The sequence below is a fragment of the Porphyromonas pogonae genome (assembly GCF_036320655.1).
GTDB classification, from domain to species: domain Bacteria; phylum Bacteroidota; class Bacteroidia; order Bacteroidales; family Porphyromonadaceae; genus Porphyromonas; species Porphyromonas pogonae.
Genome location: NZ_CP143258.1, coordinates 1067798 through 1083775, shown reverse-complemented (window position 1 = coordinate 1083775; position 15978 = coordinate 1067798). Strand labels below are relative to the sequence as shown.

Annotated in this window: 11 protein-coding genes and 1 riboswitch; all 11 genes read right to left on the bottom strand. The window is 39.4% G+C overall.

Annotated features, from left to right (window positions below):
• Positions 1–354: 354 nt before the first annotated feature.
• The 11 genes from VYJ22_RS04120 to galK all read right to left on the bottom strand — a co-directional run bounded on the left by VYJ22_RS04120 (position 355) and on the right by galK (position 15876).
• Positions 355–501, bottom strand: a complete 147-nt coding sequence (locus tag VYJ22_RS04120) for a hypothetical protein (RefSeq protein WP_329905214.1) — start codon at positions 499–501, stop codon at positions 355–357.
• A 305-nt stretch (positions 502–806) separates the two neighbouring features.
• The gene (gene murI, locus VYJ22_RS04115) at positions 807–1634 is read right to left on the bottom strand and encodes a glutamate racemase (RefSeq protein WP_329905213.1); all 828 of its coding nucleotides are present in this window, start codon (positions 1632–1634) and stop codon (positions 807–809) included.
• Between the two features lie 105 nt (positions 1635–1739).
• Positions 1740–2237, bottom strand: a complete 498-nt coding sequence (locus VYJ22_RS04110) for an OmpH family outer membrane protein (RefSeq protein ID WP_329905212.1) — start codon at positions 2235–2237, stop codon at positions 1740–1742.
• An 81-nt stretch (positions 2238–2318) separates the two neighbouring features.
• Positions 2319–2831, bottom strand: a complete 513-nt coding sequence (locus VYJ22_RS04105; RefSeq protein WP_329905211.1) for an OmpH family outer membrane protein — start codon at positions 2829–2831, stop codon at positions 2319–2321.
• A 59-nt stretch (positions 2832–2890) separates the two neighbouring features.
• On the bottom strand, positions 2891–5653 hold the full coding sequence (locus tag VYJ22_RS04100) for a BamA/OMP85 family outer membrane protein (protein WP_329905210.1): 2763 nt from the start codon (positions 5651–5653) through the stop codon (positions 2891–2893).
• Positions 5654–5678: 25 nt separating this feature from the next.
• Complete coding sequence (locus VYJ22_RS04095; RefSeq protein WP_329905209.1) at positions 5679–6443, bottom strand: isoprenyl transferase; 765 nt, start codon at positions 6441–6443, stop codon at positions 5679–5681.
• 192 nt (positions 6444–6635) lie between these two features.
• Complete coding sequence (locus tag VYJ22_RS04090; protein WP_329905208.1) at positions 6636–8021, bottom strand: DUF6242 domain-containing protein; 1386 nt, start codon at positions 8019–8021, stop codon at positions 6636–6638.
• Between the two features lie 161 nt (positions 8022–8182).
• A complete protein-coding gene (spt, locus tag VYJ22_RS04085) occupies positions 8183–9367 on the bottom strand; it encodes a serine palmitoyltransferase (RefSeq protein WP_329905207.1) in 1185 nt (394 codons plus the stop codon).
• An 814-nt stretch (positions 9368–10181) separates the two neighbouring features.
• On the bottom strand, positions 10182–11663 hold the full coding sequence (locus VYJ22_RS04080; RefSeq protein ID WP_329905205.1) for a PepSY-associated TM helix domain-containing protein: 1482 nt from the start codon (positions 11661–11663) through the stop codon (positions 10182–10184).
• Positions 11664–11757: 94 nt separating this feature from the next.
• Positions 11758–14103: a TonB-dependent receptor gene (locus VYJ22_RS04075; protein WP_329905204.1), complete on the bottom strand. Its 2346-nt coding sequence runs from the start codon at positions 14101–14103 to the stop codon at positions 11758–11760.
• 169 nt (positions 14104–14272) lie between these two features.
• Positions 14273–14501: riboswitch (cobalamin riboswitch) on the bottom strand.
• A 223-nt stretch (positions 14502–14724) separates the two neighbouring features.
• Positions 14725–15876 carry a galactokinase gene (gene galK, locus VYJ22_RS04070; protein WP_329905203.1) on the bottom strand — a complete coding sequence of 384 codons (1152 nt, stop codon included), beginning with the start codon at positions 15874–15876 and terminating at the stop codon, positions 14725–14727.
• Positions 15877–15978 lie beyond the last annotated feature (102 nt).

Below are 15978 nucleotides of genomic sequence, written 5' to 3'. Positions count from 1 at the left end.
GCGGTAGCATACGCACTGCTTTTTTCTTAACTACGCTTTACTATTTTTCTAACTACGTGATGCTATTTTCTTAACTAGGCCATTGGATTTTCTTAGTTAGAAAAATATAGAAACCTAACTAGAAAAATTACATCACGTAGTTAGAAAATTATTGAGAGCTTTTTTTCATTGTTATTGATGTGACAATCAATACCCAAGCCCTGACACCATACTATCAGAAAGAGTCCTACATAAGATAAAACATATCATTTTAATACTTTTGTAGAGATTTTGACAGCATTCTAACATACACATTATCGCAAACTTTTGGTATCCTAAATATTCCAATACATTTAATACAACTCCAATAATTCCCTATAAAGGCGTTGCTAGCAAACAACTATTAATCCAGGAAAAGTTATCTCCAAGCCTCGGGTAGTAAGATATGAAAAGATGTATTAATGGAGACCATTGCATAGCAGGCAAATTGCTTCGTTGCTTGCGAGATTCGCGCTTGGTCATTTACCTGAAGTAAACTCCCTGTGCACTCATTCTTAGCGCCTTGCACTTTACCCTCTCTGCCCGGTCAAAGTGTCTTTTGTCGGCTTTGCCTCCAAAATCCACAAGACTGTTGACTTTTGCAACAGTCTCTAATGGAGTCAAATAAATCATTCGTCTGAAAGGGAAAAGATATCTTTGAGATATACCTTTTTTTGTCTTATCGATAAAGAGATTTTTTATACTATACAGATTAAAATCAACAGAAAAATCAGGGTCGACAGTTTTTCTTTGAATATCTTCCAATTTTTGCCTACCGGCAATACTACTTAGTCAATCTTTATGTACTGTGATTCGATCCTATCTGAAAGAAAAATAGAAGCCAGATCTGAAAACTTTTCGGGGCATTCGGTAGTATAGTAAGTCATGGAACCTTCACGACTAAGCTTGCTATTCATTTCAGGATGTCTATTGAGATAGTCTTCCAAAGACTTAGCTACATATTCCCCCTGTGATATCACATTAATAGTAGGGGTAAGCAAACGCTTCATCTTGGGCTTGAGTATAGGATAATGAGTACAACCGAGTATGATAGCATCAATCATATCATCCTTAGCAAAAAGATTGTCAAGATGTTTGCGAACGAAATAATCAGCTCCGGGACTATCACTTTCACCCGTTTCTACAAGTGGCACCCACATAGGACAGGCTTCTTCGGAAATAATCATATCCGGATAAAGCTTGGCGATTTCTAACTGATAAGAATGCGAGGATATAGTACCGGGAGTACCCAATACTCCAATATGGCGATTAGAAGTAAGCTTGCCTATAGCCTCCACAGTGGGACGAATAACTCCCAAGACCCTCCTTTCGGGATCTGACGAAGCAGGAAGGTCGACTTGCTGAATGGTGCGTAGAGCTTTGGCTGAAGCTGTATTACAAGCCAAAATAACTAAAGGACATCCAAGTTCAAACAACTTACTCACTGCTTGTTTAGTAAAATTATAAATTACGTCGAATGAGCGTGTACCGTAGGGTGCTCTGGCATTGTCACCCAAATAAATAAAATCGTACTGAGGCAAAAGAGTCCTGATCTCACTAAGAATAGTGAGTCCTCCATAACCGGAATCAAATATACCTATAGGTGTTCTGTTCATATAATCCAAACATATTCATAAGGTATTACAAAGATAAAAAAAAGAAAGGGATCACCACACGGGCAATCCCTTTATTCATAAAGGATTTAATCCTATTGAATGATTTTATTTAATCCCCAAAGAAGCCTTAACTTTATCGGTAAGATCTACAGCTGTGCTACCGACATAAAGCATCATCGTAGACTCCATAACATAAGTGCAGGCATTGGCATCACCTACTTTTTTGATAGCATCAGTTACCTTCACTTGAATAGGTCTCAACAAAGTTTCTTGTTGTTTCTGAAGGTCTTCTTGCATCACTTGATAAGATGAAGTAATACGATTTTGGATATCTTGGAGTTCTTGCTCTTTACGTAGACGAATACTCTCCACCAAGGTAGCCTTTTCTTTGGTGAAAGCTTCGGCTTTTTTCTGAAACTCGTCTCTCATGCCATTTAAGTCAGCTTCATATTTCTTGGTCAGTTGTTCCATCTTTGCATTAGCATCCTTCACATCAGGAAGCTTAGCCATAATTTCTTGAGTATTTACGATACCTATCTTTTGTTGCGCAAAAGAGCAAATAGGAGCAATGGCCATAATAAGAGCCAAAAATAACTTTTTCATATTGATTTAATTGATTTATAATATTCTTCTAAATACTGTGTTTATATGAGATCAGCCAAAACTGTCTCAAAGATAAGTTTTTTATTTATTAATACCCAACTTTGCCAACACAGAAGTGCTGATATCTATCGAGGGATCAGCATAAACAATTTTGGAAGAAGAGCGATCAATAATCATCATCAGTCCATACTCTTTGGCCATGGATTTGAGAGATTGCCATACGGCATCTTCAAGAGGTTTCATTGCAGCATTACGTTTTTTGACAAGTTCCCCTTCGGGACCAAAAAACTTCATTTTCAGCTCCATGACCTCTTTCTCTTTAGCAACGATCGCTTCTTCACGACTCTTTTTCTGATCAGGAGTGAGAGTAGCCAGATCGGCCTGATACTTCTTGTACATATCTTTGGCTGAGTTTTCCACAGCCTCCAATTGTTTCTGATATGCCGAAGAAGCCTGCTCAATCTGCTTGGTCATTACTTCATAGTTGGGGATACTCTTCATTATATAATCCATGTCCACAAAAGCATATTTCTGGGCCATAGCTCCTACTGCAGAGAAAAAGATCAATACAAATGAAATCAAAAACTTTTTCATAATCAAATGCTTTTAAAGTGTATTCTATTTATATGAGTAACGAAGTTTGTAGTGATTTATTATAAATCACGTCCGAGTACAAAGTGGATATTGCTACCACCTTTTTCCGAATATCCGCGAGGTTTATCGAAACCATATGCCCAGTCAATACCTATGAGTCCCACCATAGGCAACATGATGCGTACGCCTAAACCGGCAGATCTTTTCAGATCAAACGGGTTATAATTGTCCAGCTTTTTCCAGGCATTACCTGCTTCAACAAAAGCCAAAGCCCATATAGTAGTAGACTGCTCAAACACCAATGGATAACGAAGTTCCATGCTCATTTTCATGTATGAGTAAGCATAATCATAGTTGGCACCGGCAATAGATCCGTTTTTATAACCCCTAAGACCTATGTTTTCGTTCATATAGCTACCCATCATACTCGACATCATATCTCCCCCCATATAATATGTGCCAAAAGGAGAGCGCTTATTATTATCGTAAGTCCCTATGATACCACCTTCGATCTTACTCATCAAAACAGGAGTGCGTTTTACTGTCATAGGATTCATGAGAGGTGTAAATACCTTAGCCAGATACTTCCACTTGTGATACTCAATAAATCTGTAGCGATCGGCAAGTGGCAGGTTGGGATCGGCATAGTCTTTTTTATCCCACATGGAATAAGGAAGAGTAGCAGACAATGACACCATAAACTCTGATCCTCTACGGGTATATACAGGATTGTCAGTGGAGTTTCTCATCAAACGCAACTCCAAGTTAAGGTCGTTGGCACTACCTTGATGGAAAGTACCAAAGGTAGGATAGATCCAGTTTTTAAGTTTATAGCGGGTATAGTTGAGGGATGCATACACCTGGAACCAATTGTCAGGCCAATTCAATCTCTTACCATAGCCAATAGACAAACCAAACATCTCAAGGGATTTATCAGGGTCATAAGAGTTTTCCATCAGCTGACCTCCGGCATAATAAGGATTATAGCCACCTCCATAACCACCATAGCCGCCCATACCACCGTAACCACCCATACCTCCATAGTAAGGATTGGTATAATATCCGGAATAGGCCATACTATTGTACAAGTCATTCATTCGCGTATTATAGTATTTCTCATCCATGGCAGTAACCTTGGAATAGAAACCACTAACTTCAAATAAATTAGGGCGCTTGCCTCCAAACCAGGGATCGGAGAAACTAAAGCTAAGTTGCTTATAGTAGCTACCGTTGGTCTGTCCGCTCAGTGAAAGTGTTTGGCCATCACCCTGTGGTATTATACCCTTGTACATGCTGGGGTGAAAGAGGTTTTTGATAGAAAAGTTTGTAAACTTCACACCTACTCTACCTACAAGACCCGTTTGGCTCCATCCGATAGAAAGCTCAAGCTGGTCATTACTTTTGGGCACGAGTGGATACTCGATATCTACAGTACCATCATATGGATCAGGTAATGGTCTAGGCTGAGATTTTTCTGCATCAAAGTGCCCCAACTGATTGATCAGACGATAAGAATCCATCAAATCCTGACGGCTAAACAATTTACCCGGCTTTGTATAAAGCTCGCGACGTACCACATCTTCATACACAAGATTGTTTCCCTTGATAATAACCTTATTGATTGTTGCGGGGTTACCCTCGGTAACACGTACATCCAAAGTAACGGAGTCTCCTTCTACTTTGGTCTCAACGGGTGTAATACGTGAGAATATATATCCATTGTTATAGTAGATATTGGATACAGCATCTTCATCCACAAAAAGACGATCGTTCAATCTTTTCTGATTGTAAACATCACCAGGCTTGATGCCGGCATACTGCTTGAGGAGTTCTGAATTGTATTTTGTATTTCCTACAAACTGAATATCCTTGATGTAATACCGCTTACCTTCTTTGACGTCTATATAGATATCTACAACTTTATTATTTCCGGGAACCGGCACAATAGAGTCATGAGTGATTTCAGCATCTCTATAGCCTTTGGCCTGATATTTTTTGATAATATTTTCGAGGTCATTCTTGTATTCGTCATCAACAAGTTTCTTACTGCTAAATATCTTCCTGATTGAAGACCAGATATGCCCCTTGCGCAAACTAAACATCTCGTTGGTCTTCTTCATCGCCATGCGGAGATCAAAGTCAGACACATGATCATTGCCTTTAAAGAAGATTTCGCGTATTTTAGTTTTATTGTTTTTGTCAATATATATATCCAAATCGACGAAGTTTTCTTCCGATACATTGGGGGTCTCTTTCAGCTCAAGAGACATGCTTCGAAAACCCTTTTCATCATAGTACTTTTTGATAAGGACTTTAGTCCTATCCAAAACATTGGGAGTAAGAGCTACACCTTTGGAGAGACCCAACTTCTTATCTAAATCCTCTTGCTGACTTTTAGAAATCCCATGGTATTTTACGCTGTATATACGAGGTCTTTGCTCCACCTGAATTTGTATCCAAGCTTTGTTACCCACATACTTACTTACGCTGATCTTGACATCCGAAAAATATCCTTGAGCCAACAGCTTGTTTACAGCAGAGGTAAAAACAGGGCCGGGTATTTCTACTTTGTCACCGACATTGATTCCTGAAAGATTCAAAAGCAAAGATTCATCAAAGTTCTTAGCACCCGTAATTTTTACGTCAGCAATGACCTTTGTAGTTGGTCTTGCATAGTCTATTGTAGGGTTATTGATCACACCTTCCTTCTCTTGCTTGATCGAATCAGTCTTCAGCACAGCGTCCTTGCTCAGAGCCTGAGCGCTGAGACCCAAAGAGGAAACACAAAGCGAAACTACGATTAATGAAAACGGTTTGTACATTATATATTGATTTCGATATATTTCGTTACTTACATTCTTCGGCAATTTGCTCGCTCGTTTTCCCGAAGCGCCTTTCCCTTGCCTGATAGTCACAGATCGCCTTTTTCAATTCATCATAACCAAAATCGGGCCAGAACGTATCTGTAAAATAAAGTTCGGCATATGCAGCCTGCCATAATAAGAAATTACTTATTCGCACCTCTCCGCCGGTACGTATAAGAAGATCAGGATCAGGGATCTCAGCCGTATCCAACAAAGATGAGAATAGATCTTCATCTAAAGCATCGGGACTAATCTCACACTTACTGATCTTTGCAGCCAAACGGCATGTTGCATCCATAATTTCTTGACGCGACGAATAACTCAAAGCTACTACAAGATTCAACTTGGTATTGTGAGCCGTAGCATCTTTTGATTCTTGGAGTATCAATTGCGTATCCTGGGGTAACTTTTCAATATTACCTATGGTAAGCAATCTTATTCCATCCTTGATAAGATCCGGAGTTTCTGATGCCACGGACTTCGCCAAAAGATCCATCAGGGCAATCACTTCATCCGAAGGCCTTTTCCAGTTTTCAGTACTGAATGCGTATATTGTCAGATATTTTATACCCAAATCAGAGGCTGCTTTTATGGTATTGCGAAGAGAATCGACTCCCGCTATATGACCTTCACTTCTATGTTTCCCCCTCATTTTGGCCCAGCGTCCATTGCCATCCATTATAATAGCCACATGCTTAGGCACCTTATTCTCATCAAACGGAGAATTGTTTTGCAAATTATCTGTCATGTCAAAAACTTCTCAATACTGTTTTCTATAGTTCCCAAAGCGTTGGTGTCCGCCATAAAGATTTACCTCAATTAGACTTCAACAAACCCGCTTCTGTACAGAACCTCTTATAAATAGCAGAGAGTTTTATAATTATAAAATCATAAAACTCATGTACCGGCTCATCTATAAAAAGTAGATTTTAAAAGACATTTAGTTATTTGATATTTTTAAGTTACCTTTCCAAATATCATTGAAATATTGCCCTGCAGAACTAACGCCCCCAACTAAATACATATTGCTTTGTTCGTCGGCAAAAGCCACTACATTACCTACCCTTGTTCCATATTCATCAAGCTTTGGAAGCATCACGGAGCTTTTTCCTTTTGTCCATGACAAACCCTCATCTTGCGAATAATATACTGTGAGCTTATTCTCTTTGTCAGACCCTGTGTATAAATAAATAGCCTTACCATAAGATGTCACAGACATTTTATATTTTGAAGGCTCTATGGCATCTCCTTTGGATGCTGTATATTCCAACCAATCCAAGCCATTGGTAGTATACCATATCGAACCAACACTTTTACCACCAAGGTCTACTCCACCCAGAGTCCTCACACCATAGCTATTGAATGCCTTTGTAGGTAATGAGGTAAATTTGGTTACCGGATAATTTATCGGGGCTAAAGCACCTCTCGTCAGTTTACCATCTTCAAAATAACCAAAAGTATAGTTCTTACCTGAATTTTGCTCCTTAGCAAGTTCCACTGCCGTAGCAGGCAAGAGAAGCAATATCTTTTCCTTCCCGGTGATTTTATCAGGCATGATTCCCAAAAGAGCTACAGCTTTGACATCTGAGAGTATTTTAAAAGCCTCTCCATTATCAGAAGAGTGTAAAGCTCCTTGGTTATCTACAGCCACAAATTTATTATCTTTTGTCTTAGCAATCTGCTTCACACCTGCAATTCCGGATATTGTTTTGGACTCCCACTTGAGCACATTGGAAAATGAAGCAACTTTCAATGCAGTAGCATTACCTTTTGAGGTGTAGATAAGCACTTGATGGTCTCTCACGAAAGCTTCGCTATAATCTGCCGATGTTTCGGGTAAGTTCTGAGCGTTAAGCTTATTCCAATTAAAAGTCATAGGGTCTGCACTATACTGATTGATCTTGATATCATAAAGTTTCTGATATTTCTGATCAGGTGTCATTACCCTGACTTTCATATTATAGTTCTTATTACCGATAAAAATAGAATCGGTAGGGACATAAGGCTTGAACTCTCCGTCTCCAACAGCAAGTTCTACTTTATCTCCCGAAGCCACGTTGATAAGAAGTGCCACTGAATCGATTTTTTTATAAAAGTCGACAGGAATAGCATTGTAAATCTTATTCTGATCCTGATCTATAGAAAAAAACACTTTATTAAGCTCCAAATCATTCTTTTTGGATAGCTTGAATGATTCCACCTGAATACTCTTAATGGTTACATCTTGAATCTTGGGCGTGTTTTTACTACAACTCGACAGTAAGAAGCTACAACCTACCAGATTAGCCAATAAAAAACAATTCCACTTATAATTTGACTTCATCATAAACACCTTAATTTAAGCAACAAAGTTAGTAAAAGAAAACAAATACTTAACTGCATAACGCCTTACATGGATAAAAAATAAGCTGCCTCATTGATATTTTACAATGAAAAGGCAGCTTGTGATAATATTCAAATACCGGCCACACTCATATGAGCAGGTTATTAGAGAACACCATTTTCTTTGAACACCTTGTATAATTTGTCTATTGCATAGTCCAGTTGTTCATAAGTATGTGTCGCCATCAGTGAAAATCTTATCAATGTATCGTCCGGTGCTACTGCCGGAGATACCACAGGATTTACAAATACGCCTTCATTAAATACGTCACGAGTAATCTTAAATGTAAGGTCATTATCACGTATGAATAACGGAATAATAGGAGTCGAAGTATGTCCGATCTCAAATCCTTGTTCGCGGAATCGTTTGAGACAGTAATTAGTTTTATCCCACAAGCTCTGAATACGCTCAGGTTCACTGAGCATGATATCCAATGCAGCATCAGCCGCCGCCGTAGATGCGGGAGTACAGCTGGCACTGAAAATATAAGATCGGGCATGATGCCTCAAATAATTGATTATGGTTTTGTCCGCAGCGATAAAGCCTCCCAAAGAAGCTAAAGATTTGCTAAATGTACCCATGATAAGATCCACATCATCCGTAAGTCCGAAATGATTACAAACGCCTCTACCATGATCGCCCATTACTCCTAAACCATGGGCTTCATCGACCATAACTGTAGCATTATAACGTTTGGCTAGAGCTACTATCTCAGGCAGATTACATACATCGCCTTCCATACTGAAAACACCATCCACAACAATAAGCTTCACCTTATCAGGATCACATTGCTGCAATCTCTTTTCAAGAGAAGACATATCATTATGCTTAAATTTAAGCTTATTGCTAAACGAAAGACGCATACCTTCAATAATAGAAGCATGATCCAACTCGTCCCAGAGAATATAATCTTCACGCCCGGTGATGCATGCCACGACCCCCAAGTTTACCTGAAAGCCTGTAGAGAATATAATGGCGTCTTCCTTCCCCACAAATTCAGCGAGTCTTTTCTCAAGGGCCAAATGTGTATCCAAAGTACCATTGAGAAAACGGCTTCCGGCACATCCCGTGCCATATTTTTCTGTAGCTTTTACAGCTGCCTCTATCACTTTAGGATGATTCACAAGGCCTAAATATGCATTGGAGCCGAACATCAAAACCTTACGGCCATCGATGACGACTTCTGTGCTTTGGTCACTTTCAATCTTACGAAAGTAAGGATAAATGCCTGCAGCTTGAGCTACTTGTGGGGCATTGTAACGTGACAACTTGCTTTGCAATAACTTCATTTTATCGTTTGTTAAACATTTTGTAAACTTTTTCGGCAAATCGGGTATGATATCATTATCTCGAATTGTGAAGGGAAGACCTTATTACCTATCAAAGCAAATGCTTGAGAAACAGGCGCAATCATCCAAGTCTACAAGTATGCAATATTTTGGATTCAAAAATACACATTTTAAAGCAAAATGTGTATTGCTCTGAGAAATTTTATTATTCAAATTGCTTTTTATGAAGATTTTTAATGAGACAACTCTTAATCTTCATTATATGGCATCCCTTTTACCATTTATGGCTTTGGTTTTGTATATCATTTTGGGATAATGATATCGGGTGCTGTTTGATTTAACAGTAAAATAGTATTTTCTATCCTGGTACTACAGCATGGGCAAGCCACATGCCCCATAACACCACCTCTACACTCACTTTAGTCGAGAGAGACGAATAGTCAAGATATTTTGCACCTACACAATTATTATCTTACACTCCAAGCTTTATCATTATTCAAACAAAAGAACTCCATAGACTTAACTAAGAAAGTAAAGAGGGGCTAAATATTTTTCAAAAGCATGGTTGAGATTTATGTAAAAGGTAACCGGAATAATTCCGGAATATAAAGACTATCTTCCTGATCAGAATAATTTACCCGCACAATGGGTATATACAAAACCGTTTTTATCTCTTCCCACGCTTATTGCCGGGTTGCAAAGATAATAGAAGATATGCAGACAAAAAAGAGAAGAGGAACCCGATGATGATTTTTATCCCCGGCTTCCTCTATAGCTTACTGACTTATGAGTATTTTATTTCCCTAATATATTTCTAATTGCGATGGCACCTTCTTCTCACAAGTCGCTTAATGTAATCAATACTCAACCATAATCCCGTAGCAGAAGCCACAAGCCCGATGATCATAAAAAGCCACATAACTATGGTCCATATCACAGGATGGTTCGCAAGGAAAGAAAAATTTAGGCTGTGGAATTTCCTGAATCTCCACGCATCCTCTCGAGCTGCATTGTCAATGATGCGACATTGTGCTGTCTCAGGATTCACATATAATGTATGTTTATCAGGAGTGTTTACCGACACTCTCACAACAGGCAGGCTAAGCTTACCGCTATGGCTTATATAATAAGCATCATACTTGTCCATCACCCTATAATCATATTTATACTTAGAGCCAAAAACCTTTTGGGCTTCTTGAAGTATAATTTCAGAGCTTAGGTTTAAGCGATTAGGAATCGAGCTATTACCGTCAAAGTAATAATCCTGCTGCGGAGTCATCACTTCTATTACCGGCACATCACCCAGTCCTGTAAAATTAATGCTTTTGACATCAGGGATCATCTTGAGTAAAGCATTGAGATCCGTATGATAGGAGTCGAGACTCAAGGTGTTTCCCGACAGTTTTTCGGTTTTGAACTCTTTGGACTTATTATCAGAGAAATGTATAACCGACATCATCCCGGTAAAAACCCATAAAATAATAAGAATACCACCAACCGTACCAAAGAAATGATGCCACTGATAACGTTTTTTCCTGAATGGAGAATACAAACGCGATGCCTTGGCTCTCTTCCGATTCTTGTAATAAATCTCAATACCGAGATAAAACCCTGTAATAGTCATGAGTGTACCCAGAGCTCCAAGAATTATGATAGTCCAAATCCAAGCCTCACGGTGTTGTCTCAAGAAAGTAAAGTAAACCCAATGAGGTATAGCTCCCAGCCAAGCCCATACACGCTCTTTGTAGGTAGATTCCTGTAAGATTTTTCCGGTATGAGATGATATATACACCCTACGATCTTCATCCCCCGATAGCCTAATCCTATAAAAAGGGAGATCGTCTTTGAGATTCCCAAAAGGCGTCCATTGATCCAGCTTGTTCAACGTATCCACGGCAATCACTTTACTATTCCATCGGGCAGCAACTTGCTCAAGATACGAATAGTTCACCACTATGGGTTCAGGTTTACTTCCCCGCAAGTCCATCTTAATATCATTCCCTTTGGCAGGACTTATGACTATAAGAGGTGAAGCTCCCCCAATTTCTGATCCTTGAATGCGCAAACGTTCTGTTTTCAGAGAATCTCCCCCCATCGTCTTGATAAGTTGTCCCAAACTATCAATCTGAGGCAAATTTGTCCCATTAATTGACTGCAATTGTTGCATCTGCTCTTGATGCGAATAACGAGGGAAATGATGATAAATGAGTACCAACCCGGAGATGAACCAAGCAACAAAAAGAATACTGAGAATAGCCCCTAAGATGCGATGGGTATTAATGATAAATTTTCTCATGGTGAATCTTTTAATTAATAGCGAAATAATATTTGCCGTAAGGCTGTAAGAATCTACAATCAGAACTTACGGCCTTACGGCAAAACCAGACTTTTTATAAAGAGTATTTCAAAGAAACAATGAAATTCGTCGGAGCGTTAGGCATCAATTGATTTTGATTCAATGCTCCTACATAGGTCTTTTTATTCAGGACGTTATTTACATTCACTCCCAAAGTGAAGTTACAGGGCAGTTGGTATTCTGCACCTAAATTGAGTAAGGTATACGGCTCAAAATATAAGTTGTCAGCATATGATCTGTAGATCTTACCTGTATAAGTAAGCGCATAGTTCAATGACAAGCCTTTGATCCATCCCTTATCAAAAGCATAAGAGCCATAAGTGTAGAAATTGTGTTTGGGCACATTGTTCAGAGGAGTGTTCTTTGCTTGGTTGTATTTCAGATATTCATTGTCCTTCATCTCGCCCACCCTAACATCGTTAAGCGCATAGCCGGCAGAAAGACCCAGATTGGGCAGCGGGGTATACTTTACTTCTACTTCAAAACCCTTGCTATTGACAGAAGCGACTTGCCCCAGTAGTCTTTTGGACACTTCCTTACCATTTTCCATGATTTTGGTAGTCCCCAGTGACATTACATCATTATTTTTTCGAATGTAAAAACCTGATACCATCGCAGAAAGCTTATTGTTGATTTCGTATCTTGCGCCAAGTTCCAGTTGGTAACCGCTGGTAGGTTTGAAGATTGATTTGGTATGTTCCACATCTATCCTTTTTCCGTCTGCATTAATATATATGTATCGAGGATCAGCGATACGTCTGTCGGGGATATAAAAACTTCCTACCGACGAATAAACGGAAAGATTCTCCATAGGCATATATACAAGACCAAAACGGTAGCTCAAAGATCCGGACTTAGTACTACCATACTCGGATGATGCCGGGTCATCAAACTTACGCTTACCGTCTATAACCGGTATTTTATCATTGAGAGCTCTATAGTCATACCAGTCATACCTGAATGAGAGCATTCCCTTTAGCCGTTGAGTAAACTCCATTACATCGGAGGCATAAATACCATGAACCCACATACGAGTAGGAGAAGCTTTGCTGAAGCGACTTGTCATAGGCCCTTTACTCTCAGGATTAAATACAGAAACTACAGAGTTAAGTCCGGGACCTTGAACATCTTTACCCAAATCATATCCGGAAAAAGATGTTCTTCTCATATATGAAGTACTATAGCCAGCAAGGATATGATTGGACACACTACCCATTTGGAATGTCCCTGCGATTTCCAGTTGATTTTGGAATGTTCGAGCAATGTGAGAGAAACGAAGAGGGAAAACGAGCTGCACACTATCTATATCGATATATTTTTTACTACTCTTATTCTTGATGTAGTAAGGATAGATAGGCTTGTCACTGGTTCTGTAACCCAACTCCTCCGTACCGAAATAATCTATATCATCATAACTGAATGATGAATAGTTGGATAGTTTCCAATCATTATTTATCGTATAAGTATACTTTAGAGAAGTGTTCCAAGCCTTATTGTACATAAAATCCGACTCATTATTGAATCTCTTGTCTCGAGGTATACCCGGTCTTACAGCTCCTTTGGGCAAATAAAATTTATTATCATCGGCTGTGTATACCGTATCAGGCATAGTGGGTGGCAGTCCTATTTCCGTACCATAGGAATCACTTCGAGCCTCTGCTCTCCAAACAAATTTATGAGCACCATGGGTATAACCTAATGCTGTATAAGCAGAAAGGCGTCTGTCACCGGTATTTCTCCAGTGATCACCACCAGAATAGAACACTCCGGCATAAAAATTGAGAGGTCCGGTGATATTTCCGCCCAAAGATAAAGCTGCCTCACGATAATTAAAACTTCCATATCTCAAATGAGCATTGAGTGAGCGCTTATACGTAGGCTCTTTGCGCACAATATTGAGAATTCCACCTACAGCTGAGTGACCGTAAAGCACAGAAGCCGGGCCCTTCAGCACTTCTATCTTCTCTACATTATATAGATCTCCAAAAGGATAAGAATTAATAGTCGTACGCTCGTCCCTCACCCCATCTATCATAATAGGAGAATCATTGAATCCTCGAATAGATAAACGTTGAAAAGCTCCATATGAAGTACTCATATTTACCCCGGGTACAAACTTTAGAGCTGTTTGCAGATTAGTTATCCCCCGCTGCAATAGTACATCTGTATTGAGATTATTCACTGTAAGAGGGGTTTTCTTCAAAGAAACGGGGATTTTGTTGAGGTGAGCTTCCTTACGAAAAGCAATCACTTCTACACTGTTCAGATTCTTCACAGAATCTTTGGCAAATTCGTAATAGTCGTCTTTCTTCTGCGCATGAGCACTGACAGCAGTAAGCAAAGAAGCACTCAACAGACAAAGAGTAATTTTTTTGGTCATAAATATCTATTGTTATAAAAAGATGTTACAATGCAACTATCCCGGACACTAATCACAAATAGATATTTACTTCCCAAAGGCTCATTTGCTATCACCATAGCATTGGCTACGGTACATAGTGATACTCATATTAGGGTAAACATTTCATGACCACAACTCCCGGATCAATTCATTTATAGTTTCAGAGGCAGGTTTCCTGGCTCTTCCCATTATCTTTGCGCCTTCCCATTTTCTTTCTATGCTGATATAGTGGCGTTTGCAAAGACTATCCGTAAAAATCAATAAGCCTACTTAAATATTACGGAAGGAATTACAGTAGCGGGTACTGCTTCGGTATTGCACCGAATTCCCTTTTATGCGCTGTTATTCAACGCATCACCTTTGAATCGGGTAGCAAAGATAATGAATTATTTAGTCAAAAGGAATTTTTAGTCACAAGACTAAAGGGCATGCCTAAATTGACATGCCCTTACTCGCAATTTGAGACTGTTGCAAAAGTCAACAGTCTATATTAGCACGTATTAAAAACACATCAATACCCAAACGTTATAATATAGATAGAGGGGCATTCATTGTGAATCCCCCTCTGTCTATATTATAAGTAATTCGGAGTAAAGCGGACTATGCCTCTAACTTACGAGATCCGTCGGAAATAACGACATCATAGATCTTTGGTTCACGTCCGTATTTTTCTTTATATTCTTTGGTCACTTCTCTCACAAAACCATTATAGAGCCCGTCTCTGACAAGATTAATGGTGCACCCCCCAAAGCCTCCGCCCATAACTCTCGAGCCGGTAACGCCACTTTTGCGAGCAAAATCATTGAGAAAATCCAGTTCTTCACAGCTTACTTCATAAAGCTTGCTCATGCCATGGTGGGTTTCATACATTTTTTGCCCTACTGTTTCATAGTCTCCTTTTATCAAAGCATCACAGACATCCATTACTCGCTGTACTTCTTCTATAACGTACTCAGCACGCATGTAATCCTCTTCCGTCACTTCCTTCTTTACTTCTTTGAGCATTTCCATGGAAGCATCACGCAGAAACTCTACTTCAGGGTGACGAGCACGGATAGCGGCAGCCACTCTTTCGCAGCTTTCGCGACGTTTGTTGTAAGCACTACTTGCAAGCTCATGCTTCACTACACTATCTACAAGCACCAAGCGGTATCCTTTAGGATTAAAAGGGTAATACTGATATTCAAGGGATTTACAGTCAAGGCACATCAGGTTATCTTTCTTACCGAAAACCGACGCAAACTGATCCATAATACCACATTTGACACCGCAGTAGTTGTGTTCTGTAGCTTGCCCTATCAGAGCCAATCGGAATTTATCAATATCCAGTTTAAACAGGTCATTGAGAGCGAAAGCAAAAGTGCTTTCGAGAGCAGCAGAAGAAGACATCCCCGCCCCCAGAGGTACATCACCTGCAAATACCGTGTCAAAACCTCCTATCTTGTAACCCAATTTCTGAATTTCACGACACACGCCAAATATATATCGAGCCCAACTTTGAGAAGGAGCATCTTCCTCATTGAGGCCAAACTCAGCAGACTCATTCAAATCCAAAGCATAAGCACGTATTTTATCAGTATGGTTGAGTTTGATTTCAGCGACCATAGCTTTGTCTATAGCTCCGGGAAATACAAATCCGCCATTATAGTCGGTATGCTCTCCAATGAGATTGACACGTCCGGGAGAAGTGTATAATGTACCTTCTGATTGGTAAAGCTCTTGAAATTTGTTTTTGATTGACTGGATATCCATAGTTTAGAAAATATTTATGAGATTAAATGTATTAATGAAATAAGCTCCTGCAAGGCCTCTACACAAAAGCTAGAGGTAAGTGCAGGAGCTTAACTATTGATC